Genomic DNA, 21,668 nt, shown 5'->3' with positions numbered 1-21,668 from the left:
TCTCGGTATCGCTCCGGTGCGGATCACAGGCGCTCCGGGTTCACAGGCGCGCGAAGGCCGCCCATTCCTTGATGGCGAACCCGCCGCCGTCGCGCCGCACCTCCGCGGCGCCGTGACCGCCCAGGTGGGCGGGGAAGACCAGGGTGTTCTCCTCCGCCGCCCGGCCGAGGATCCGGCGGCGGGTGGCGCGGGATTCGGCCGGGTTCTCGCAGAAGCAGCTGTTGGTGTCGGGATCCGCGATCTGCACCGGGCTGTGCAGCAGGTCCCCCACGAAGAGCGCGCGATCGCCGCGGGAATCGAGAGCGAGCACGGACGAGCCCGGGGTGTGTCCGGGGGCGAGTTCCAGTCGTAGATTGGCGTCGATGTCGAGACTGCCGTCCCACAGCAACGCCTTGCCCGCTTGATGGACGGGGGCGACGGAATCCTCGAAGACATTCTGGTTGCCTCGGCCGAGCAACGGCTTGTGCTCATTCTCCGGATTCCAGAACTCGAAGTCGCGCTCGGGGAGGATATAGGTGGCGTTCGGGAACGTCGGAACCCAACTCCGGCCGTCGAGGCGGGTGTTCCAGCCCACGTGGTCGACGTGCAGATGTGTGTTGATCACGATGTCGACGTCCTCCGGGCGCACCCCGGCCCTGGCGAGATTCCCCAGGAAGTCGGTGTTCAGGTAGCTCCACACCGGCGCGTAGGGCCGGTGCTTGTGGTTGCCCACACCGGTGTCGACGAGAATGGTCTTTCCCGCACTGCGCAGGACCCAGGTCTGAATCGCGGACCGGACATGATCGGTGCCGGGGTCGTAGAAGTCCGGGACCAGCCAGGACGCATTGTCCTCCCAGACCTTCTCCGGGCTTTCCGGGAAGAATGCCCGGGAGGTCAGGCCGACCGGGCCGCAGTATTCCTCGACGCGTGTGATGGTGACATCGCCCAGCGTTATCTGCTGCATGGATATTCGCCTTGTGTGTCAGAAAGTCGATTGGCAGCAGAATCCTCGCCGGAGAGGCCCGGGGACGGTATCCGTCACCTGACTGCACCCGCTCTCCGATCACGGCCACATGACCGATAACACGCCACCTCCGCTCCGAAAATTTTTCGGAGACCAGCCCAGAGAGATCCTCTTCGCTGCCGACAGGCGCACGTACACACCGAAGAACGGCAGCTCAGAGGCGGGTGAGCAGAGGTATCAGCGAGCTCGCCTACCGGAAGAGTTCCGGAAGGAAGCGTTGACGTTGCGTCAGTCCCGCAGCATACTCCGCAGCGATCGTTGCCCATCGGCACACCACTGCCACCCGCTCGGCCTTCGAAGAAGGGACAGCAATGGTCATCAATTCCCGTCAGGAACGCAGAGATCGGCGTCCTCGGTTACGCGCCCGAAGGGCGTTCAGCCTCGGTGTCGTCGGTTTCCTCACCGCGGCCAGTGTTCTGGCCCTGTCCGGTCCCGCCAGCGCCGCGAGCACCCTCGGCGGCGCGGCGGCCGCCAAGGGCCGGTACTTCGGTGCCGCCGTGGCCGCGGGCCACCTCGGCGAATCCCCGTATGCCGCCACGCTGGACACCGAGTTCAACGCCGTCACACCCGAGAACGAGATGAAGTGGGACGCCGTCGAAAGCTCCCGGAACTCGTTCACCTTCGGCAGCGCCGACCAGATCGTCGGCCACGCCCAGGGCAAGGGCATGAAGATCCGCGGCCACACCCTGGTCTGGCACTCCCAACTCCCCGGCTGGGTGGGCGGTTTGAGCGCCACCGAGCTGCGCTCGGCGATGAACAACCACATCACCAAGGTGATGCAGCACTACCAGGGCAAGATCTACGCCTGGGACGTGGTCAACGAGGCGTTCCAGGACGGCAACAGCGGTGCGCGGCGCAGTTCGCCGTTCCAGGACAAGCTCGGCGACGGCTTCATCGAGGAGGCGTTCCGCACCGCGCGTGCGGCCGACCCCGGCGCCAAGCTCTGCTACAACGACTACAACACCGACGGCCAGAACGCGAAGAGCAACGCCGTCTACAACATGGTGAAGGACTTCAAGGCGCGCGGTGTGCCGATCGACTGCGTCGGCTTCCAGTCCCACTTCAACAGCCAGTCCCCGGTCCCCGGTGACTACCAGCAGAACCTTCAGCGCTTCGCCGACCTCGGCGTCGATGTGCAGATCACCGAGCTGGACATCGAGGGCTCCGGCACGGCCCAGGCCGACAGCTACCGCCGCGTCACGCAGGCGTGCCTGGCCGTGTCCCGGTGCACCGGGATCACCGTATGGGGCATCCCCGACAAGTACTCATGGCGCGCCAGCGGCACCCCGCTGCTGTTCGACGACAACTACGGCAAGAAGCCCGCGTACAACGCGGTGCTCGCCGCGCTGGGCGGCACCAGCGATGGTGGCGGTGGCGGCCGGACGTGCACCGTGTCGTACGCCGAGACGCAACGGTGGGGCGACCGTTTCAACGGTCAGGTGACGGTGCGGGCCGGAAGCTCCGCCATCAGCGGCTGGACGGTGACGGTGACCGTGCGTTCCGCGCAGAGCGTCTCCACGACCTGGAACGGCAGCCCCAGCTGGGACAGCAGCGGCAAGGTCATGACGATGCGGCCGAGCGGCAACGGCAACCTGGGCGCCGGAGCGGCGACCAGCTTCGGCTTCACGGTCATGGCGAACGGGGACTGGTCGGCCCCCACCATCGGTTCGTGCACCGCCTCCTAGCCGACGGACAGGAGCATCCTCATGCACGACGGCGCCCCCGTGTCCGCCACCGCAAGTGGGCGGTGCGCGACGGGGGCGCCGGCCACAGGCACTGATCGTCACGACCGACGGGGTTTCCGGCTGAGCCGGCACAGGTCCCGCCGCAGATCGCCGATGTCGGAGACGGTGTCCAGTGCCAGGCATCGCTCGATCCACCGCGTCCATTCCGGGTCGTCCTCGTCCGCTCCGGTCTGGCGGCGGAACGTGGCCGTGACCGCCTCCGTGGGCGTGGATCCACCGGCGTCGCCTCCCGCGCTCACGATCTCCTGCTCGACCCGCCGTCCGTCCGCGAGATCCACCAGCACCCGGGCGCCCCAGTGGTCCGGCAGGCCGGAATCGAGTGCGGGGGCGTGCCCGAGGACCACCTCCGCCAGTGTCCTCGGGCAGGGTGCCCCGGAAGAAGGCGACGCCCCCCGCGGCCCCGTGGAGCCAGGCGGCGACGGCGAAGGCCGCGCTGGCCGCGGCCTCCGTGGGGCCCGCGGGCGTCCGGTCCGCCGTGACGAAGCGCAGCAGCGCCGCGGGCAGAAGGATCTCCATACGGCGGGCCGTGCGGAGCGGCAAGTCCCCTGTCCGCCAGCGTGTTCAGCGCGTCCAGCGCCGCGTGCAGGGGCCGGGCACACGGGTACGCCGTGAACACGCAGTCGGCCAGGTGCGGTTGTCCCTCGGGCGATGGGGGTGCGGCGCTCGCCCCCATCGCCGCGGCGGCGGGCTGATCCAGCAGGGTGCGGCTGGCCCGCGCCCCGGCGCGGGCCAGATAGGCGGCCTCCGCTCCGCCCGTCGCCGCGTGCCCGGCGAGCAGGTAGTGGCCCGCGCCGAGTTCGTCCGCGCTGAGCAGCCCGCCGAGCCCGGCCGCGGCCAGGCCCACGGACACGAGCGTCTCCTCCTCGTCCAGGCGCAGCAGGTTCGCCACGGCGGCCGCCGCCCGCAGCGCGCCGAAGACCGCGGTCGGCCACCAGGCCCTGCCGTACGGACTCGGCCCCCGAAGCGCAGCCCCGTCTCGATGACGCCCTCATAGCCGGTGATCACGGCGTCGGTGACGGCGCTGCCCGGCAGCCCTTCGCGGGCGGCCACGGCGAGGACGGCCGGGACCACCACGGCGGCCGGAACGACCGCCGCGGCGGGATGCGGGGCGTCGTACTCATCGGCGTGGGCCAGCACCGATTCCATGAGCACCGCCGTGCGCAGGGAGTGCGTCCCGGCCACGGCGGGGGTGCACAGCTCACCGGTGTCGCCGGTCCGCCGTGAACCGGGCCAGCTGCGCGGCCAGGGGGTGGGTGGCGCCGGCCACCACGCAGCCCAACGTGTCCAGGACGTGCAGGGCCGCCAGGGACCGGGTGTCCGGCCCGGTCGTGCGCGGGCCGTTATGGCCGTGCCGGACCAGCTCCTCCAGTACGCTCACCGGCCGGCTTCGGCCCGCAGGGCGGGCAGCACCTCGGAGCCGACGCTTTCGATCAGCTCGGTGGGCGGATCGTAGGAGCCGACGTGCTGCAGGAACACATCGGTCACCCCGTCGGCGTGCAGCGCGGTGAGCCGTTCGGCGATCTCCTGGGCGGTTCCGAACAGGCAGAACTCCTGGGCGAACCGGAGCACCGCCGCATCGCTCACCCAGGCCGAGCAGATCTCGACGGCCGCGTCCCAGTCCTCGGCGTGGACGAGGTCCGGGTAGATCCCCTCCACCCGTGCGGGTACGTCCAGTTCGATCCCGGCCAGGGCGAGGAAGGGCGCTCCGCCGTTCTGGGCGATCGAGGCGCAGATCGGCTTGAGCAGCCGGGCTTCGGCCTCGATGTCGTCGGTCACCGCGCAGAACGCCGAGACCGTCAGCGGGATGGCCGCCGCGGTGCGGCCCGCGGCCTCGGCGCCCTCGCGCACCCGGGCGGTGGCACTGGCGAGGGTGTTCCGTGAGACGCCGCTGAGCAGGATGACGCCGTCGGCGATCTCCCCGGCGAGCCGCAGATTGCGGGGGCCGCTGGCGGCCATGTGGATCGGCACGTTCGGATCCGGGTCCCGCAGCCGGGACCGTACGCCGTCGAAGTCCCACTCCTCCCCCGCGAACAGCGCCCGCAGCGTGGCGAGCCCGTCGCGCAGCTCCGCCCCGGTGCTCTGCCGCATGCCGATGGGACCGACCGAGCTGTTGCCCACGCCGAGGCCGAGGGTGAACCGGCCGGGGGCCAGCTCGGCGACGCTGCGCGCGGCCGAGGCGACGACGGCCGGATGCCGGGTGGCGAGGTTGGTGACCGCGCTGCCCAGGCCGATCCGCTCGGTGCCCAGTGCGGTAGCGGTCAGGACCGTGAACACGTCCCGCCACAGCAGCTGGGAGTCGGGGAACCACACCTGGTCGAAGCCCAGTTCCTCGGCCCGCCGGGCGGTTGTGGCCAGCCGGTCCACCCGGTCGCACGGCGGTATGCGGACTCCGATGCGCATCTTGCTCTCCTCCGGTGTGTTCATGCCTGCCCCCGGTTCAGGAAGTCCCGGTGCAGCGCGTTGAAGCGGTCCGCGTGTTCGGGCTGGGGCTACCTATGTACGGTACAACGTACGACAGTCAATGGGCCTGTGCGGTGCCGCTGTCGGCCACGCCGTCCGGGGCCGGATCGCGCGGCGGCTGCGGCGTGTCGCCCTCCTCCCGGAGAAACAGGCCCGCGATCACCAAGACGACCGACATCGCCGCCATGTGCACCGCGATGCCCAGCCACCCGCCGGTGGTGTGCAGCAGATAGGTGGCGATGTCGGGGGAGAACGCGTTCCCGGCGATCAGCCCGACGGTGAAGCCGATCGACATACCGGTGAACCTCAGGCGCGCCGGGAAGACCTGTCGACCGCGAGAGCATCGTGCCGACCACCGGGTCCGAGGTGGGGAAGAAGAGCTTGGCGAACACCACCGACGGGGCCAGTCCGTAGATGGAGAAGTCGTAGTACTCGACGGTGGTGCCGATCCAGCCCGCGACCAGCGCTCGTGTGCTCTGGTCCCGGCCGGGGGCACGAACATGGGGTGCTGTCATGAGGGTCCTTTGTCCGTAGGGACGGGCGAGGCGTGGGAAGAGGTGGTGGCGGCGCGCCCCTGACGGATGCAGCGGGCCCGGAGAAACCGCAGGACGGCCGGAGGCCGAATCGAAGTCGGCTCAGCGGTCCAAGGGGTCGAACTACGTACCGCTCGATGTACGCCATCAAGGATCCCGACAGCGCCCATGGCGGATACGGAGAGAAGACAGCTCAGCCCCGGGCCGAAGGACCCGGGGCTGGGAAACCAGGCAGCGAGTCTCAGTCTCCGGTCTGCCGCAGTACGCCCTCGATGAGGCAGTCGAGCCCGAAGAGGAACTGTTCGTCGCTGGGCAGTGTGGTCATGTCCTCGGCGAGCTCCACCATGTTGGGGAAGTCCTCACGCGGCAGGGCTCCGTAGAAGTGCCGGCGGCGGCGCCGCAGCTCCTCGGCCTCGGGATGGTCCGCCTTCCCCCACGGGCGGGGGGCCTGGTAGCTGGCGAATCCCAAGCTGTACTGCACGATCAGGCCGTAGACCCGCACCGCATCCCGGTCCGCGAACCCCGCCTCGCGCAGCCTCGCGATGACCGCTTCGAACGCGCCCCGCATGGACTGCGGACCGGTGCTCACCCGCGTGGAGAAGAGCCGCACGATGCTGGGGTGCTCCCGCATCATGTCGAGGAAGGCCAGCGCCAGGGCCCGCACGACCGCCTCGGGCGAGGTCTCCTCGGCGGTGGGCAGCCGGAAGTTCCCCATGACGTGGTCGGCGATCCCGTCGAGGATCTCCTCCTTGCTACGGAAGTAGCTGTAGAGCGTCATCGCGCCCACGCCGAGGTCCGAGGCGAGCCGACGGATCGTCAGCACCTCGATGTCCTCCTCGTCGCAGATCCGGGTGGCCACCTCGATGATCCGCTCAGCAGTGAGTGCCCTCGCACGCGACCGCGGACCCGCCACCTGGACTCTCCTCTTCTCACGCCACCGGAAACCGGCGACGCACCCGGCGCCGCCGTACCGCATACCGTACAGCCGCCCTCGGGCATTTTCCCCTCGGGCGAACCGCCGGTCCGACGGGCTGTGAGACGCGGACGAGACGAGGTGGCCGGAGCCGATCCGGCGGTCAGGAGGCGGTGTTCGCGCGGGCGGCCAGGTCGAGGGCGATGTCCGTGATCATGTCCTCCTGGCCGCCGACCATCTTGCGGCGGCCGACCTCGACGAGGATCGCGCGGGTGTCCAGACCGTGGCGGACCGCGGCGGCCTCCGCGTGGCGCAGGAAGCTGGAGTACACGCCCGCGTAGCCGAGGGTGAGGGTCTCGCGGTCGACACGGACCTCGCGGTCCTGCAGCGGCCGGACGACGTCGTCGGCTGCGTCCATGAGGGGGAACAGGTCGCAGCCGTGCTTCCAGCCCATCAGGTCGGCGACGGCGATGAACGCCTCCAGCGGGCAGTTGCCCGCCCCCGCGCCCTGGCCCGCGAGGGAGGCGTCCACGCGCGTGACGCCGTTCTCGACGGCGACTACGGTGTTGGCCACGCCGAGGGCGAGGTTGTGGTGGGCGTGGATGCCGAGTTCGGTGTCCGGGTCGAGCACCTCACGGTAGGCGCGGAAGCGGTCGCGGACACCGTCCATGGTCAGCCGGCCACCGGAGTCGGTGACGTAGACGCAATGGGCGCCATAGGACTCCATCAGCTTGGCCTGGCGGGCGAGTTCGGCCGGTTCGGCCATATGCGACATCATCAGGAATCCCGCGACGTCCATGCCCATCTCGCGGGCGGCGGAGATGTGCTGGGCGGAGATGTCGGCCTCGGTGCAGTGGGTGGCGACGCGCACGGAGCGGATGCCGAGCACGTGGGCCCGCTTCAGGTCGTGCAGGGTGCCGATGCCCGGCAGCAGCAGCGTGGTGGGAATCGCCTGGCCGGCGGCCCCGACGACGGCCTCGATCCAGTCCCAGTCGGTGTGGGCGCCGATGCCGTAGGTGACGCTGGAGCCGGACAGGCCGTCGCCGTGGGCGATCTCGATCGCGGCCACCCCGGCGGCGTCCAGGGCGGCGGCGATGGTGCTCGCCTGCTCGACGGTGTAGCGGTGGCGGACGGCGTGCATACCGTCCCGCAGGGTCACGTCCTGGATGTACAGGGCGGGCGGGGCCGAGGGGGAGGGGGCGGCCCGGCCGGCGTCGGTCGTGGTCATCGTGCGGCCTCCTCGCCGGAGCGGTGTGCGGCCAGGCGCTCCGCGGTGCGCAGCGCGGCCGAGGTCATGATGTCGAGGTTTCCGGCGTAGGCCGGGAGGTAGTGGGCGGCGCCCTCGACCTCGAGGAAGACCGAGACCTTCACCGCGTCGGTGTGCGCGGCCTCGGCGGGCAGCAGCGAGCGCAGCGGGTCGTCGGAGCTCACCTGGTCGAACTGCACCTTCTGCTTGAGGCGGTATCCGGGCACATACGCCTGGACGCGGCCGACCATCTCCTCGACGGAGGCGGTGACCTCCTCGGTGTCGCAGCCGGAGACCAGGCAGTGCACCGTGTCCCGCATGATCAGCGGCGGCTCGGCCGGGTTGAGGACGATGATGGCCTTGCCGCGGGCGGCGCCGCCGACGCGCTCGATGGCGGAGGCGGTGGTCTCGGTGAACTCGTCGATGTTCGCCCGGGTGCCGGGGCCCGCGGAGCGGGAGGAGATGGACGCGACGATCTCCCCGTAGTGGACGGGGGTGACCGCGCCGACCGCGGCGACGATCGGGATCGTGGCCTGGCCGCCGCAGGTGACCATGTTGACGTTCGGCGCGCCGAGGTGGGCGTCGCCGTTGACCGGGGGCACCACATAGGGGCCGATGGCCGCCGGGGTGAGGTCGACGAGGGTGCGGCCGAGGGGGCGCAGCACCTCCTCGTGGCGCGTGTGGGCACCGGCGGAGGTCGCGTCGAAGACGATGTCCACGTCCGCGAACTCGTCCAGCTTCACCAGCCCGTCCACGCCCTCGTGGGTGGTGGCCACCTTCAGGCGGCGGGCGCGGGCCAGCCCGTCGGAGTCGGGGTCGATGCCGGCCATGGCGGCGATCTCCAGGGTGTCGGAGAGCCGCAACACCTTGATCAGGAGGTCGGTGCCGATGTTGCCGGACCCGACGATCGCCACCTTGGTGCGGGTGTTCGTCTCGCTGCTCACCGGTTGTCTCCTTCCGCGGCGAACCCGACTCCTACGGTGCCCAGGTTCGAGATACGGGCTTGGAACACATCGCCCGGGGCCGCCGGGACCATCGGTCCCAGGGCCCCGGTCAGGACGAGGTCGCCCGCCCGCAGCGGGTCGCCCCGCTCGGCGAGGGCCGAGGCCAGCCAGACGGCCGCGTTGAGGGGGCCGCCGAGGCAGTCGGCGCCGGTCCCTTCGGAGACCATCTCGCCGTTGCGGGTCATGCCCATCTGCACGGAGCGCAGGTTGACCCCGGTCAGCGGCACCGGGAAGGCGCCGAGGACGTACATCCCGCAGGAGGCGTTGTCGGCGACGGTGTCGACGATGGAGATGTCCCAGTCCCGCACCCGGCTGTCGACGATCTCCAGCGCGGGCAGCGCGAAGTCAGTGGCGCGCAGCAGGTCGACGACGGTGCACTGGGCGTGCGGCAGGTCGCTGCCGAGCACGAGCGCCACCTCGGCCTCCACCTTGGGCTGGAGCAGCTGCCCGGCGGCCACCTCACCGCCCTCCGGGACGGCCATGTCCGCGAACAGGGCACCGAAGTCCGGCTGGTCCACGCCGAGTTGGCGCTGCACGGCCAGCGACGTCAAACCGATCTTCCGGCCGACGATCCGGCGGCCGGCGGCCTGTTCGCGTTGCAGGTTCAGCCGCTGCACCGCATAGGCGGCCTCGATGTCGCCGTCGTCCAAGAGCGTGCGCACCGGCGGGCAAGCGGTCCCGCCGCGGACGGCCTCCGCCAGTGCGTCGGCGGCCTTGACCACGGCCCCGGGGAAGGCGTCCGTCGGGACGCGGTCGGGCACATTCGGCACGGGCTACCTCCTGAGGTGGAACGTGAGTGCCGGGCCCCCGGCGCTCCCCATGTGGCCTCCGGTATAGACGCGCGGGCCGCCACGAGCCAACTTTTGTTCCGTTACGCGGAACGCGGCGGATAGCGGGATGCCGGACGAGGCGGTGCTGACCTGCCCTGCCGGCATCCGGCCGGAAGGGCGTACCGCCGCACGGAACGCTCCGAGCGAGAGGCCCGTCCCGGCCGCACCGCTCTTGACGCCACCCAAGGAGTTCCGTACAAAGTACGACCAGGACCGCGGGCTCGCCAACCCGCCACAACCGGAGAGTGCCTATGCCGACCGCCCACTACACCTCCAGCCGCTTCGGCCAGCTGCACTACGTCGAGTGCGGCGAGGGCGAGCCGGTGCTGCTGCTCCACCAGACCCCGCGGTCATGGACCGAGTACCGCGATGTGCTCCCGCTGGTCGGCGCCACCCACCGAGCGATCGCGATGGACACCGTCGGCTACGGGGCCTCGGCGAAACCCGCGGACGATCAGAGCATCGAGATGTTCGCCGACGGGGTCGAGGATCTGGTGGCCGGGCTGGGGCTGGAGTCGTTCCACCTGGTCGGCCACCACACCGGCGGCGTGATCGCGGTGGAGGTGGCGGCGCGCCTGGGCTCCCGGGTGCGGAGCCTGGTGCTCTCGGCGACCCCGTTCATCACCCCGGAGAAGCGCGCCCGAGCGGCGTGGAAGCGTCCGGTCGACTGGGTGCAGCCGAAACCGGACGGCTCCCACCTCATGGAATTGTGGAACCGGCGCAGGCACTTCTACGCGCCGGGGCAGGAGGCCGCGCTCAACCGGTTCATGGCCGACGCCGTACGGGTGCTGGACCGGGCGGAGGACGGCCACATCGCCGTTCGGCTGTTCGCGATGGACGAGCGGCTGCCGCGGATCACCGCCCCGGCCACGGTCATCTGTGGACAGGACGACGATCCGTCGATGCCCAGCTTCGAGCCCATGGTGAACGCCCTGTCCGCCACGGGGCACACCGTGCCCGGAGCCGGTGTGCCGTTCCCCGAACAGCGGCCGGAGGAGTTCGCCCGGCTGGTGCTGGAAGCCGTCGCAGCCGCCGGGGCGGCGGACCGCTGACGACGGCGCGGGGTCAGGGGGCGGGGAACAGCGAGCGATAGAAGGGCGTCTCACGGAAACCGTCCCCATGGTGCGTGGAGTTCCAGCTCAGGGGCACCGCCGGCCCACTGGCCCGCTGCAGCTGGCCGACGAGCGCGTAGTCGGGGTGTACGCCGTCGTCGCTCATCGTCGTGGTGAACTCGAACTCGAACCGGTCGCCCGGCCGCACCGGCAGGCCCTCCTCCGACAGCGGTGCGTAGACCGGGGTCCAACTGCTCGGCTGGACCAGCGAGTCGATCGGCTCGTCGCCCTCGGCCACCCACAGACGCATGCCGAGCGCGAGCCCGGAGAAGCGGCCCTCTCGGGTGAACGTCAGCTCCGCGCCGTCGACGCCCTCCGGCTCCAGCTCGCCGTTGAACTCCAGCGGCTCCACCTCGGCGGTCCCGGACATATACGACCGCTCCCGCACCTTCGGGTTGTCCTGCACCCCCTCGATGACCACCCGCAGGTCGAAGGGGCGGCCCACCGAGGCGAACACCTCCTCCACATAATGGAAGATGGGGGGCGGAAAGGCGGGCGGTTCGCCGAGCGTCGCGCTCTTCAGGTCCAGGGCGACGGCGGTGGTGGCGCTGCGGTGCGGGATGAACACCCCGCCGGGCTTCACCAGGCGCTCCCGCGCGTCCCGCAGGACGGACCCCGCCCCTTCCGAGCCGGCGAGCGTGCCGATGATCTCGGAGACGCACACATCGACGGCCTCGGGTAGCTCGATCTCGGTGGACAGCCCCTCCACCACCGTGACCCGGTCGGCGAAACCGGCCTTCTCGATGTTCCTCCGCGCGATCTGCGCGGACTCGGGCATGACCTCCACGGCCCATACGTGGCGCGCTCCGGCGCGGGCGGCGGCCAGCGCCCACACCGCGTCCTGCCCCGTACCGATGTCGAGCACCGTCCGGCCGGGCGCGTAGCGGCGGACGGCGTCGCTATACGCGCCCATCCGACGCTCGTCCTTGATCATCACCTCGTACGCGACTTCGTCGTACACCGGGTACTCGCCGATCGAAGCGAACAGCCACACCGGGCTCGACTCCAATTCGCACGCCCGCACCGGCACCTTGCGCCCTGGTGCGGACAACTCTGCGAGGAAGGAACGCGGCATCTTCAGACCTTTCCCTGGAGTGACTTTTCACTACCAGCATGCCAGGCAGGAAAACCTGGAATTCCCTAGCAATTGAACTCAGCATGGGTGAATAAAGTCCGAATATAGCCTGGTTAAAGCAATGTAAAAGTTAGAGAAGCAAGGCGATCGACGCTCGATATCGCCGACGCCCGGCCACGGCCGCGCTCGCGCACCAACCACGGCCACCGAGGGGCCTTATGTCGCCATGAGGCGGCCCCACCGAACAGACGTACCCCAATAATTGGCATGTTCGCGATCAGGTGAGGGTTGCTCGCGAAGGTAAAGTCGGCTTGATTTCGCGGATGGAGCCCCGAATCTGGGCACGGGGCCGTCCGAAAATAATCGTCACGCGCAGGAAGACTGGTTATCCGTAGTAATTGGCGAGACAGGCACTCATGCCCGCGGCGCCGCCAACGGACTATCGTCCGCGGGCGGCGGGCGGAAACATGAAAGTTGAACGGAATTCGCCGAACGCGATGTCCGCGGCCCGCCACGTCGGATCCGCCGGAGCGGGGCCGTCAATCGTTGAAATAGTGATCTTCGGCGATGTCCGCGATCAGCGTGGGACGCGTCGGCCGCCACCCCAGGCGTTCCCGCGTCCCCGCGCTCGACGTCGGGCTGTCGAGCGACACCAGGGGCCGAGGAAGCCGAAGTGGTCGCCCGCGTCCTCGGGCACGACGCCGGCCACGGGTTCGATCCGTCGCCGACATAGGCGGACACGCCCTTCGCAACGGGCGATGCCGGCGAGTGTCGGTGTGAAGCCCTTCAGGTCTCCCTCGCCGTGCACCAGCGGCGCGAGCCGTAGCGCGAACGAGCGCACCCCGCGCTCCCCCATCGCGATCCGCTGAACGCCCCCGCCTAGTGTCTTCCCGATCAAAGGGGGTAGGTGGCGATCGTCCCGCCCACCGCGTCACCTCCCCCTATGACCAGGAGAGATACGTGCCCAGAACGCTTGTCACGGGTATCGCCGCCACCGCCGTCGCCACCGTCCTGCTCACGGGCTCCGGAGCTGTGAGCGCCACCGCGACGGCCACGGCGCCACGTGAGCCGCACGCCACCGATGTCCATCGGGTCCGTATCCAGGACGACTTCGACTCGCTCGGCCCCGAGGTCCGAGCACTGAAACTCGACTCGGGGCGCACCGCCCACTACATCGACGACGGCCCCCGGGACGGAAAGCCGGTTCTCTACCTCGGCGGCACGGGCACCAGTGCGCGGGTGGCCCATATGACGGACTTCCTGCGCAGCACCCGGGAGTCCCTCGGGCTGCGGCTGATATCGGTCGAGCGCAACGGCTTCGGGGACACCGAGTTCGACAAGAGCCTGGGGAAGGCCGACTTCGCCAAGGACGTGCTTCAGGTGCTGGACCGTATCGGGGTGCGCAAGGTCAGTGTGGTCGCCATCTCCGGCGGCGGTCCCTACGCCGCCGAGCTGGCGTCCCTGGCCCCGGACCGTGTCCAGTCACTGCACCTGGCCGCCGCGCTGCCGCCGTACGGCGCGAAGCGTCCATACTGCTCGATGTCCGACGAGGAGTTGGGCAAGTCGCTGGAGAAGCAGATCGCCGACCCTCGTATCTGGTGGGCGTTCCCGGACGACAGCCCGACCAAGCGCATCTCCGGCTTCGCCGACACCGCCTTCGAGGACGGCGCCCGCACCTACAACCAGCGCGGCCAGAAGTCCGACCCCGCACCTCAGGTGCATGAGCAGAAGCTCTACTGCCAGCGGCCCGGCCCCGATCTGTCAAAGCTGACGGCCCCCGTCACCATCTACAGCGGGAAGAAGGACACGACCGTGCCGCCGAGCACGATCGACACCTGGAAGGAGCACCTGCCCGGCGACCCGGCCGTGCGGAGCTATGCCGACTCGGGGCATGACGTGCAGTACCGGCACTGGGACCAGATCCTCGTCGACCTCGCCGGGCACACGGACCGCACCGTGATCTGCTACCGGGGCCACAGCTCCATGCCACCTGCTCGGGTCGCCGACCCGCTGGTCGAGAAGGGCCGGGCCACGCTCGGCAGTTGCGCCTGGCAGAAGTCCGACGGGGACGTCCCCGTCAACTGAGGCGTGAGCCCGATACACATCACGGCCGCCGCGCCCAGAACAGGGCGTGGCCGCCGTCGCCCTCGGGGGCGAATTCCTCTCCCTCAACGGTCAGTCCGGCCTGGGTGAGCCACGTCCGATAGGTCGCGGCGTCGGCGTGGCTCCACCACATCGTGGCGCCACCGCCGAGCCAGTTGTCGTCGGTGCCGGTCCAGGCGGTGTGGCCGGTGGTGGCCAGGAACCAGCCGCCCGGGCGGAGCCAGGTGGCGATCCTGGCGAGGAGGGGAGGCTGTTCCGCCAGGGGGATGTGGATCAGGGCGTAGAGGGAGACCACGGCGTCGAAGGAGGCGGCCGGGAACTCCACCGCCGTGGCATCGGCCCGGCGGAACTCGGCCTCCGGCACCAGCTCCCGCGCCCGGCGGATCTGCTCTCCGCTGATGTCGACACCGGTCACACGGTGTCCTGCGGCGCTGAGCGCGCGGACGACTGGGAGGCCGGAGCCACACCCCAGGTCCAGCACGGTGGCGCCGGGCGGGATGCGCTGTTGGAGAGCGCCGAGCCAGGGCTGGTACTTGGTTTCGGTGGCATAGGACCGCTCGTAGTGGCGGGAGAGCGCGTCATACCCGCGCCTGACCACGTCCTTGGGATCGTCGATGTCCACGGCGAGGCAGGCTAGTTGGGGGCGGGTGCGTTCCGCGAACGGTTTTCGGGCGCGAGACGATGCCCGCGCCCGGCAGCACCGTCAGACCTTGCGCACTGCGGTCACGAACTCCGCCCAGGCCCCGGCCGGGACGACCAGGGCGGGACCGCCCTTGTCCTTGGAGTCGCGGATGCCGACCTGGGCGGTGCGGGGCAGGTGGGCGATCTCGACGCACGCGGTGCCGTTCGCCTCGCTGTAGGAGGACTTGAACCATGCGTGTTCCGGCGCGGTGTCAGACGCTATGCGGTGGGTCATGTCAGACCTCTCGTGCTAGTCGTTGCAGGAATGCTGGTGTCTCACCAGGAGCGAGAGCCGCTGCGCGCAAGCCCTCGAACCTGCGAGAGAAGGACCAGATCGTGGTGTCCTTGTCACTGATGTCGGATCCGTCGGCGACGTCGGATTGCACAACCGTCGGCAACGGGGAACCGAACTCCAGGAGGGTGAAGTTGGAACCCGGACGGTACGTGGGTGTGGACATCGGGAGGATCTGAACGGTCACGTTGTCGAGTTGAGAGACCCTGATGATCTCCTCGTACTGCTCGCGCATCACGTCCGGGTTCCCGACGACCCGGCGCAGCGCGGCTTCGTCCTGGATGGCCCACAGCTCCAGCGGGCCCTCCCTACGGGCCAGGGCCCGCTTACGTTCCATACGGATCTGGATGTGTCGCTCGACGAACTCAGTCGTCGTCTCCTCGATGGACTTCGCCGCCTGAAACAACTCACGGGCGTATCGCTCGGTCTGCAACAACCCGAGGACCACATTCGGTTGCCAAGCCCGGATGCTCCGAGCACCGCTTTCCAGCCCGATGTACATCCCCATGCCGGACGGCAGCACGCTGCGATAGAGCGACCACCAGCCCCGGTTGAGCGAGTCCCGGTGGATCTCGACCAGGAAATCCACGTCGTCCTCGTCCTCGACTCCGTAGCGGTCCAGCAGAGTTCGCAGCTCCACAGTGGTCTTGAGGCCGGTCAGGCCGTTCTCCACGCGATGGAGCTTCGAGGGGGAGAACGTCAACCCGTCCACCGCCTCCGCGAGGGTGAATCCCGCCTTGTCCCTCAACCGCTTGAGCTCCCAGCCGAGTTGCATGCGACGAACCGTGGGTCCTGTTGGTGCTGCCACGAGTATGCCTCCCGGTGGGTCGAGCCTGCCATGCCGTAGTGCGAGTTCCGAGTCTGACACCGAGAACCCGCTTTGTTCTGACAACAGCCCACTCGGTCACATATGCCATCTCAAGCGAGAAATTCAATCGCTCTTGCACAGCAACTCTTTCGGCCGTGAAGCTGTTTCCGCCACCGCCTCATCACTCGCGGTAGCCGAACCTCGGAACGCCATGGAGCCCTCATGCCTTCATCACGCCCCCGTCTGCTGCCCTGGCCCGGACTGAACGGACAGCCCTGCTTCCTCGTCACCGACGACACCGGCACCAGCCACCTCTCACGGCTGGCCGACGAGATGGAAGCCGTACAGCTTCGCACCGGGGCCGAGCTCCTCGGGCATGCGCGGCCACTGCTCCGGGACCGCAAGGCCGACACCTGTGAGCTGCGGTTCGTGGGGCATCGGCTCGCCGAGGCGCTGCATGACGCGCTGCGGGTGGCCGAGAGCCGGGGCCGGCGGCTGGAGGACGGGGAAGAGACCACACCCCCGCAGAGTTAGTAGAAGCATGAACAACAGCGTGGACGTCGTGGTCATCGGTGCCGGGCAGGCCGGGTTGTCCGGTGCCTATCACCTCCGGCGGGCCGGGTACGAGCCCGGGACCGGCTTCGTGGTGCTCGACCACGCGCCCGCGCCCGGCGGGGCGTGGCAGTTCCGGTGGCCGTCGCTGACATACGGCAAGGTGCACGGGATGTACGACCTGCCCGGTATGCGGCTGACCAGCGACGACGCGGATCCAGAGCGGCCCTCGTCCGAGGTGATCCCGGCCTACTTCGCACGGTATGAGCGCGCCTTCGATCTGCGGGTCGTCCGGCCGGTGCATGTCACCGCCGTACGGGACGGGGACGACGGCCGGCTGCTGGTGGAGACCTCGGCCGGGACCTGGTCCGCCCGCGCGCTGATCAACGCGACCGGGACCTGGGACCGGCCCTTCTGGCCGCGCTACCCGGGACAGGAGACCTTCCGGGGGCGCCAGCTGCACACCGCGCAGTACCCGGGGCCCGAGGCGTTCGCGGGGCGGCGGGTGATCGTCGTCGGGGGCGGTACGTCCGGGGTGCAGCATCTGCTGGAGGTCGCCGAGGTGGCGGCGGAGACGACCTGGGTGACCCGCCGCCCGCCGGTGTTCCACACCGGGCCGTTCGGCGAGGACCAGGGGCGCGCCGCCGTCGCACTGGTGGAGGAGCGGGTCCGGCGGGGGCTGCCGCCGCAGAGCGTGGTGTCGGTGACCGGGCTGCCCATGACGGAGGCGATGCAGCGGGCCCGCGCCAAGGGCGTGCTGGAGCGGCTGCCGATGTTCGAGCGGATCACCCCGTCCGGGGTGGACTGGGCGGATGGGCGCCACGTCGACGCGGACGTGATCCTCTGGGCCACCGGCTTCCGCGCCGCGATCGACCACCTCGCCCCGCTGCGGCTGCGTGAGCGGGGTGGCGGGATCGCCGTCGAGGGGACCCGGGCGGTCCGGGATCCGCGGGTGCATCTCGTCGGCTACGGGCCGTCGGCCAGCACGGTGGGCGCCAACCGGGCGGGCCGTGCGGCCGTACACGAGATCCAGGCGCTGCTGGGTGCCCCTTACGGCAGCCAGGGGTCACCGGAGAAGGTCACCGTCGGGCGTTGACCGGGTGCGGGGCGGGTCGGTGCTGCCCCGGACCACGAGGGTGGGGTCGAGGACGATGTCCCGGTCGGCCCCTGGAATTCGCCCGTGCCGGGCCCCTTCCCGACGCCGCGGAGAACGGCGAACCCGAGGTCAAGCGCCCGGCCTCGCCGCGAACGTCGAGTCCCTGACCACCAGTTCGGGCTGCAGGACGATCCGCCGGTGCTGATGGGCGTCCGTCTCCTCGCCGGTCTCCTCGATGAGCAGTTCCGCCGCCGTACGCCCCATCCGGAAGGCCGGCTGGCGCACCGACGTCAGCGGCACCGCGGCCGCCGCCGCGAACTCGATGTCGTCGTACCCCACCAGCGCCACCTCCCCCGGCACCGAGACCCCGGCCGCGAAGAGGGCCTGCAGCACTCCGAGCGCCAGGAGGTCGTTGGCGCAGAACACCGCCGTCGGGCGCGGTGAGATGCCCAGCAGCCGCGCGCCCGCGTCCCGGCCCGAGGCCACGTCCAGCCGCTCGGCCTCGATGTGCACCATCGACTCCGCCGCCAGCCCCTCCTCCGCGAACGCGCTGAGCAGCCCGGCGCGCCGGTCCTGGCACTGCGGAAGCAGCATCGGACCGCTGACGTAGACCACGGAGCGGTGTCCCTGGGCGATCAGATGGCGGCCGGCGAGCGCCCCGCCCTCGATATCGTCGACCGACACCGAGCAGCCGTCGGCGCTGGGCACCTCGCGGTCCACGAAGACGAACGGGATGTCGTGGCGCCGGAAGCTCTCCAGGTTGGCCCCGGTGACATCGGCCGGGGTGACCAGCACCCCGCGCACCCGGTGCTCGGCGAAGAGCCCGAGGTAGTCGGCCTCCTCCTCGGGGCTCTGCGCGCTGTTGCACACCATCACCCCCAGCCCCGCCTCCCGCGCCGCACGCTCCGCACCGCTCGCCACATCCACGAAGAACGGGTTCGCCATGTCCAGCACCAGCAGCGCGATGATGCGGCTGCGCCCCGCGCGCAGTTGACGCGCGGACTCCTGGCGTACATAGCCCAGCCGCTCGATGGTGGACAGCACCCGGTCGCGCGTGGCCTCGGCGACCATCTCGGGCCGGTTGATCACGTTCGAGACGGTGCCGACCGACACTCCCGCCTGCCGCGCGACGTCCTTGATCCCCACCATGCGTCCCACGACCCGGAGCCTCCGTCTTCCCGCGACCCACCGCGGTCGCGGGAACATGGTAGTGCTCTGTTCGACCGGTCGGGCAGGACCGGACCGCCGGCGGGGACCCCGCCGGGGCGCTCGGCACCGCTCCGGGCCCGCTCCGGGCCACCGCGGAGCCCCCTCTCAGCCGCGGGAGCGGACCAGGCTCGACCCGCGGACGACGAGTTCGGGCTGGAGGACGATCCGCTGGTGGCGGTGGTCCGCTGCCCGCTCCCCCGTCTCCTCGATCAGCAGCTCGGCCGCCATCCGCCCCATCCGGAAGGCCGGCTGGCGCACCGACGTCAACGGCACCGCGGCCGCCGCCGCGAACTCGATGTCGTCGTACCCCACCAGCGCCACCTCCCCCGGCACCGACACCCCCGCCCCGTACAGCGACTGCAGCACCCCCAGCGCCAGCAGGTCGTTGGCGCAGAACACCGCCGTCGGACGCGGTGACATGCCCAGCAGCCGCGCCCCCGCGTCCCGGCCGGACGTCACATCCAGCCGCTCCACCTCGACATGGCGCAGCGCGGACTCGCCGAGCCCCTGCTCGCGCAGGGCGCGCAGCGCGCCCTCGCGCCGGTCGCGGCACTGGGCCAGCCGCATCGGCCCGCTCACATAGGCGAGGGTGCGATGGCCGAGGCCCAGCAGGTGGCGGACGGCGAGTTCGCCGCCGGTGACATCGTCGACCGACACCGAACATCCCTCGGCGCTGGGCAGCACCCGGTCGACGAGGACGAACGGGATGGGCTGCCGCCGGAAGGAGGCGAGGTTGCGCCCGGTCATATCGGCCGGGGTCATCAGCACCCCGCGCACCCGCTGTTCGGCGAAGAGCCCGAGGTAGTCGGCCTCCTCCTCGGGGCTCTGCGCGCTGTTGCACACCATCACCCCCAGCCCCGCCTCCCGCGCCGCACGCTCCGCACCGCTCGCCACATCCACGAAGAACGGGTTCGCCATGTCCAGCACCAGCAGCGCGATGATGCGGCTGTGGCCGGCCCGCAGCTGGCGCGCGGACTCCTGGCGTACATAGCCCAGGCGCTCGATGGTGGACAGCACCCGGGCCCGGGTCTCCTCGGACACCGACTCCGGGCGGTTGATGACGTTGGAGACCGTGCCGACCGAGACCCCGGCCTCGCGCGCCACCTCTTTGATGCCCACCCCGGGTGCCATCCGTCAGGAGGGGAGCGTGAAGTCGATGACGCGGAGGGCGGAGGGTGTGGTGCCGCTGGACCTCCGCTGATACAGATACGACAGGACGCCGTCCTGGGCGAGCCGGGTGTCGTCCACGACGACCTCGCCGAAGGCGCTGAGACCGCTGCCGTCGAAGAGCGTCTTCCAGTCCGTCCAGCCCGAGGACTTGGACGCGGCCACGATCCGGCCGTACGGCATCACCGCGTAGGCGTTGTCGTAGCGGTCGAAGACCAGATGGCTGCGCTGGGTGGAGCCCGGCGGCACCGGGATCTCGGTCTTCTTCCAGGTGCCGGCGGCGTCCTTGAAGAGGTGGAAGGTACGGCCGTTGGCCTTCCGGTCGGCCGCATAGTCGGTGGTGCACTGTCCGAAGCGGCCGGGCACATAGCTGATCAGGGCGTGGGGCAGTCCCGCGGAGTCGGTGGCCTGGCTCTCCTGGTTCATCAGCGAGTGGTCGGGGTTCAGCGGGTCGACGACGGTTCCGGCGTCGCCGACCGCCACCGTGTCGGCCCCACCGGTGGTGCCGACGACGGTGCCCGCCGCGGTGCGCCAGGTGCGGCCGCGGTCGGCGCTGTAGACATAGCCGGTGTCGTGGTTGGTGAGACCGCCGCTCGCGCACATCACCGCGGTGTTCTGCTCGCGCCAGGTGTAGAAGGCGTGCAGCCGGCCGTCGGACCCGTAGTCGATGCCGTGCAGATACATGTTGCGGGCGGTGCTGGAGCCGTGCTCGCTGGTGTAGGTGCCGGTGGCGGAGGACCAAGCGCCGAGCGCCGTCCACTTGCTTCCGTCGTACTCGGCGAGCGCGTTGCGGCCGTTGCCGGAGACGCCGGAGCGGTAGCTGAGCTGGAGCCGGCCCTCGGGGGTGGCGATGAACTGGGGGTAGGTGAACTGGGAGGTGAGCGCCAGGCCGTCGAGGGTGGTCTGGACGGCGCCGAACTGGCCGGTGGTCCAGGGGTGTCCGGCGGGGTCGTCCACCAGCCCGGCCACCGATTTCACGTAGAAGAAGCCGCTGCTGTGGGAGTCCATGTTCAGATGCAGCCGGCCGTCGATCCGCGAGATCCCCATGGAGATGACGTTGTGGGAGTCGTCCGCGGTGAGCCGGTGCGGCAGGGTGACGGTCTGCCAGCTCTTCTGGGCCGGCGCGCGGCGGCCGATGACCGCGCTGCGGTCGGCGGTGTACCAGACGGCGTACTGATAGCCCTTGTAGGTGAGCAGCCCGTTCTTCTGGAAGGCGTTGTTGTTGACCAGGCCGTCGTACGACTCGAAGTAAATGGCCTTGGCGTCGAGTTGGGTGTCGGCGAGCTGGCGCACGGCCGGGCCGGGAGCGGCGGTGGCGCCCGCGCCGGGGGTCGCGGCGCCAGGCCTCGCGGCGCCGAGCGGAGCGGTGGCGAGCAGGGCGGTGGCGAGCGCGACAGCGGCCGGGGGTCTCATCCGGGGTCTCCGTTCTGCGTCGGTGGACGGGCCGTGAAGTGGCCCGTCCGGCGGGTGTGGAGCGGGTCCGGGGCGTGGCCCCGGACCGGGACCTATACGAGGTGGAAGACCTCCGTGAGCGGCTTCATCGCCTCGTCCGGCTGCGCGCCGTCGAGCGCTTCGAAGAAGGGCGCCATCTCGGCCTGCCAGCGGGCGTTGACCTCGGTGGCGGCCATCGCGGTCTGGGCCGCCTCGAAGTCCTCGGTCTCCAGATAGCCCACCAGCAGCCCGTCCTCGCGCAGGAAGAGCGAGTAGTTGTGCCAGCCGGTCTCCGCGAGCGCCGCCCGCATCTCGGGCCAGACGGCTTCGTGCCGCTCGCGGTACTCCTCGATCCGGTCCTGGCGGACCTTCAGCAGAAAACACACCCGCCGCATCCCCGAACCGCCC

23 protein-coding genes and 1 pseudogene are annotated in these 21,668 nt (G+C 70.4%); 5 read left to right on the top strand and 19 right to left on the bottom strand.

Translation table 11 applies throughout. The features are described from left to right. Positions 1-40: 40 nt before the first annotated feature. Positions 41-943 (bottom strand): MBL fold metallo-hydrolase, encoded by a 903-nt coding sequence (locus ACFYOY_RS08750; RefSeq protein WP_351897206.1) that lies wholly within the window; start codon positions 941-943, stop codon positions 41-43. A gap of 371 nt (positions 944-1,314) precedes the next feature. On the opposite strand from ACFYOY_RS08750, the gene ACFYOY_RS08745 reads away from it, so the two are divergent. Continuing rightward, positions 1,315-2,688, top strand: a complete 1,374-nt coding sequence (locus tag ACFYOY_RS08745) for an endo-1,4-beta-xylanase (protein WP_351897201.1) — start codon at positions 1,315-1,317, stop codon at positions 2,686-2,688. Between the two features lie 98 nt (positions 2,689-2,786). Here ACFYOY_RS08745 and ACFYOY_RS08740 read toward each other — a convergent pair whose 3' ends face one another. From ACFYOY_RS08740 to ACFYOY_RS08695, 10 genes and pseudogenes are all read right to left on the bottom strand, one after another. Continuing rightward, positions 2,787-3,092 (bottom strand): hypothetical protein, encoded by a 306-nt coding sequence (locus ACFYOY_RS08740; RefSeq protein WP_388585671.1) that lies wholly within the window; start codon positions 3,090-3,092, stop codon positions 2,787-2,789. Next, positions 2,984-3,655, bottom strand: a complete 672-nt coding sequence (locus ACFYOY_RS08735) for a hypothetical protein (protein ID WP_388585802.1) — start codon at positions 3,653-3,655, stop codon at positions 2,984-2,986. The genes ACFYOY_RS08740 and ACFYOY_RS08735 overlap by 109 nt, the downstream gene beginning before the upstream one ends. Before the next feature lie 128 nt (positions 3,656-3,783). Continuing rightward, positions 3,784-3,900, bottom strand: a pseudogene (locus ACFYOY_RS08730) (hypothetical protein); the annotation flags it as partial. A 46-nt stretch (positions 3,901-3,946) separates the two neighbouring features. Continuing rightward, positions 3,947-4,126: a hypothetical protein gene (locus ACFYOY_RS08725; RefSeq protein WP_351897191.1), complete on the bottom strand. Its 180-nt coding sequence runs from the start codon at positions 4,124-4,126 to the stop codon at positions 3,947-3,949. Then, entirely contained in the window at positions 4,123-5,148 is a 1,026-nt protein-coding gene (locus ACFYOY_RS08720) for an LLM class flavin-dependent oxidoreductase (RefSeq protein WP_388585669.1), read from the bottom strand. Before ACFYOY_RS08720 ends, ACFYOY_RS08725 begins: the two co-directional genes overlap by 4 nt. 118 nt (positions 5,149-5,266) lie before the next feature. Beyond that, positions 5,267-5,503 (bottom strand): hypothetical protein, encoded by a 237-nt coding sequence (locus tag ACFYOY_RS08715; RefSeq protein WP_388585666.1) that lies wholly within the window; start codon positions 5,501-5,503, stop codon positions 5,267-5,269. A gap of 479 nt (positions 5,504-5,982) precedes the next feature. Next, positions 5,983-6,654, bottom strand: coding sequence for a TetR/AcrR family transcriptional regulator (locus ACFYOY_RS08710; protein WP_351897180.1), 672 nt, complete (start codon positions 6,652-6,654; stop codon positions 5,983-5,985). Between the two features lie 163 nt (positions 6,655-6,817). Then, positions 6,818-7,882, bottom strand: a complete 1,065-nt coding sequence (gene dmpG / locus ACFYOY_RS08705; protein WP_351897176.1) for a 4-hydroxy-2-oxovalerate aldolase — start codon at positions 7,880-7,882, stop codon at positions 6,818-6,820. Further along, the gene (locus ACFYOY_RS08700; protein ID WP_388585663.1) at positions 7,879-8,844 is read right to left on the bottom strand and encodes an acetaldehyde dehydrogenase (acetylating); all 966 of its coding nucleotides are present in this window, start codon (positions 8,842-8,844) and stop codon (positions 7,879-7,881) included. Before ACFYOY_RS08700 ends, dmpG begins: the two co-directional genes overlap by 4 nt. Beyond that, positions 8,841-9,674: a fumarylacetoacetate hydrolase family protein gene (locus ACFYOY_RS08695; RefSeq protein ID WP_351897170.1), complete on the bottom strand. Its 834-nt coding sequence runs from the start codon at positions 9,672-9,674 to the stop codon at positions 8,841-8,843. Before ACFYOY_RS08695 ends, ACFYOY_RS08700 begins: the two co-directional genes overlap by 4 nt. Before the next feature lie 311 nt (positions 9,675-9,985). On the opposite strand from ACFYOY_RS08695, the gene ACFYOY_RS08690 reads away from it, so the two are divergent. Next, the gene (locus ACFYOY_RS08690; protein WP_388585659.1) at positions 9,986-10,786 is read left to right on the top strand and encodes an alpha/beta fold hydrolase; all 801 of its coding nucleotides are present in this window, start codon (positions 9,986-9,988) and stop codon (positions 10,784-10,786) included. Positions 10,787-10,799: 13 nt separating this feature from the next. Here ACFYOY_RS08690 and ACFYOY_RS08685 read toward each other — a convergent pair whose 3' ends face one another. Beyond that, positions 10,800-11,921: a 50S ribosomal protein L11 methyltransferase gene (locus ACFYOY_RS08685; RefSeq protein ID WP_351897165.1), complete on the bottom strand. Its 1,122-nt coding sequence runs from the start codon at positions 11,919-11,921 to the stop codon at positions 10,800-10,802. Positions 11,922-12,881: 960 nt separating this feature from the next. On the opposite strand from ACFYOY_RS08685, the gene ACFYOY_RS08680 reads away from it, so the two are divergent. After that, complete coding sequence (locus tag ACFYOY_RS08680) at positions 12,882-14,006, top strand: alpha/beta hydrolase (protein ID WP_351897162.1); 1,125 nt, start codon at positions 12,882-12,884, stop codon at positions 14,004-14,006. Positions 14,007-14,025: 19 nt separating this feature from the next. Here the strand turns inward: ACFYOY_RS08680 and ACFYOY_RS08675 are convergent, their stop codons facing one another. The 3 genes from ACFYOY_RS08675 to ACFYOY_RS08665 form a co-directional block, all read right to left on the bottom strand. Beyond that, the gene (locus ACFYOY_RS08675; protein ID WP_351897158.1) at positions 14,026-14,646 is read right to left on the bottom strand and encodes a class I SAM-dependent methyltransferase; all 621 of its coding nucleotides are present in this window, start codon (positions 14,644-14,646) and stop codon (positions 14,026-14,028) included. Between the two features lie 81 nt (positions 14,647-14,727). Beyond that, positions 14,728-14,940 carry a DUF397 domain-containing protein gene (locus tag ACFYOY_RS08670; protein WP_351897153.1) on the bottom strand — a complete coding sequence of 71 codons (213 nt, stop codon included), beginning with the start codon at positions 14,938-14,940 and terminating at the stop codon, positions 14,728-14,730. Position 14,941: 1 nt separating this feature from the next. Next, entirely contained in the window at positions 14,942-15,772 is an 831-nt protein-coding gene (locus ACFYOY_RS08665) for a helix-turn-helix domain-containing protein (RefSeq protein ID WP_388585654.1), read from the bottom strand. 255 nt (positions 15,773-16,027) lie between these two features. On the opposite strand from ACFYOY_RS08665, the gene ACFYOY_RS08660 reads away from it, so the two are divergent. Continuing rightward, the gene (locus ACFYOY_RS08660; protein ID WP_388585651.1) at positions 16,028-16,339 is read left to right on the top strand and encodes a hypothetical protein; all 312 of its coding nucleotides are present in this window, start codon (positions 16,028-16,030) and stop codon (positions 16,337-16,339) included. A 7-nt stretch (positions 16,340-16,346) separates the two neighbouring features. Next, on the top strand, positions 16,347-17,453 hold the full coding sequence (locus tag ACFYOY_RS08655; protein ID WP_388585648.1) for an NAD(P)-binding domain-containing protein: 1,107 nt from the start codon (positions 16,347-16,349) through the stop codon (positions 17,451-17,453). Between the two features lie 129 nt (positions 17,454-17,582). Here ACFYOY_RS08655 and ACFYOY_RS08650 read toward each other — a convergent pair whose 3' ends face one another. From ACFYOY_RS08650 to ACFYOY_RS08635, 4 genes are all read right to left on the bottom strand, one after another. Then, positions 17,583-18,602 (bottom strand): LacI family DNA-binding transcriptional regulator, encoded by a 1,020-nt coding sequence (locus tag ACFYOY_RS08650; protein WP_351897556.1) that lies wholly within the window; start codon positions 18,600-18,602, stop codon positions 17,583-17,585. A gap of 165 nt (positions 18,603-18,767) precedes the next feature. Then, complete coding sequence (locus ACFYOY_RS08645; RefSeq protein WP_351897135.1) at positions 18,768-19,793, bottom strand: LacI family DNA-binding transcriptional regulator; 1,026 nt, start codon at positions 19,791-19,793, stop codon at positions 18,768-18,770. Positions 19,794-19,796: 3 nt separating this feature from the next. Continuing rightward, positions 19,797-21,242, bottom strand: a complete 1,446-nt coding sequence (locus ACFYOY_RS08640) for a BNR repeat-containing protein (protein WP_351897130.1) — start codon at positions 21,240-21,242, stop codon at positions 19,797-19,799. A gap of 92 nt (positions 21,243-21,334) precedes the next feature. Further along, a complete protein-coding gene (locus tag ACFYOY_RS08635) occupies positions 21,335-21,655 on the bottom strand; it encodes an L-rhamnose mutarotase (protein WP_351897125.1) in 321 nt (106 codons plus the stop codon). Positions 21,656-21,668: the final 13 nt, after the last annotated feature.

The organism is Streptomyces sp. NPDC007875 (assembly GCF_042868035.1).
GTDB classification, from domain to species: Bacteria; Actinomycetota; Actinomycetes; order Streptomycetales; family Streptomycetaceae; genus Streptomyces; species Streptomyces antimycoticus.
Note: the sequence above shows the minus strand (reverse complement) of the source record. Positions and strands in the feature narration are given on the sequence as shown.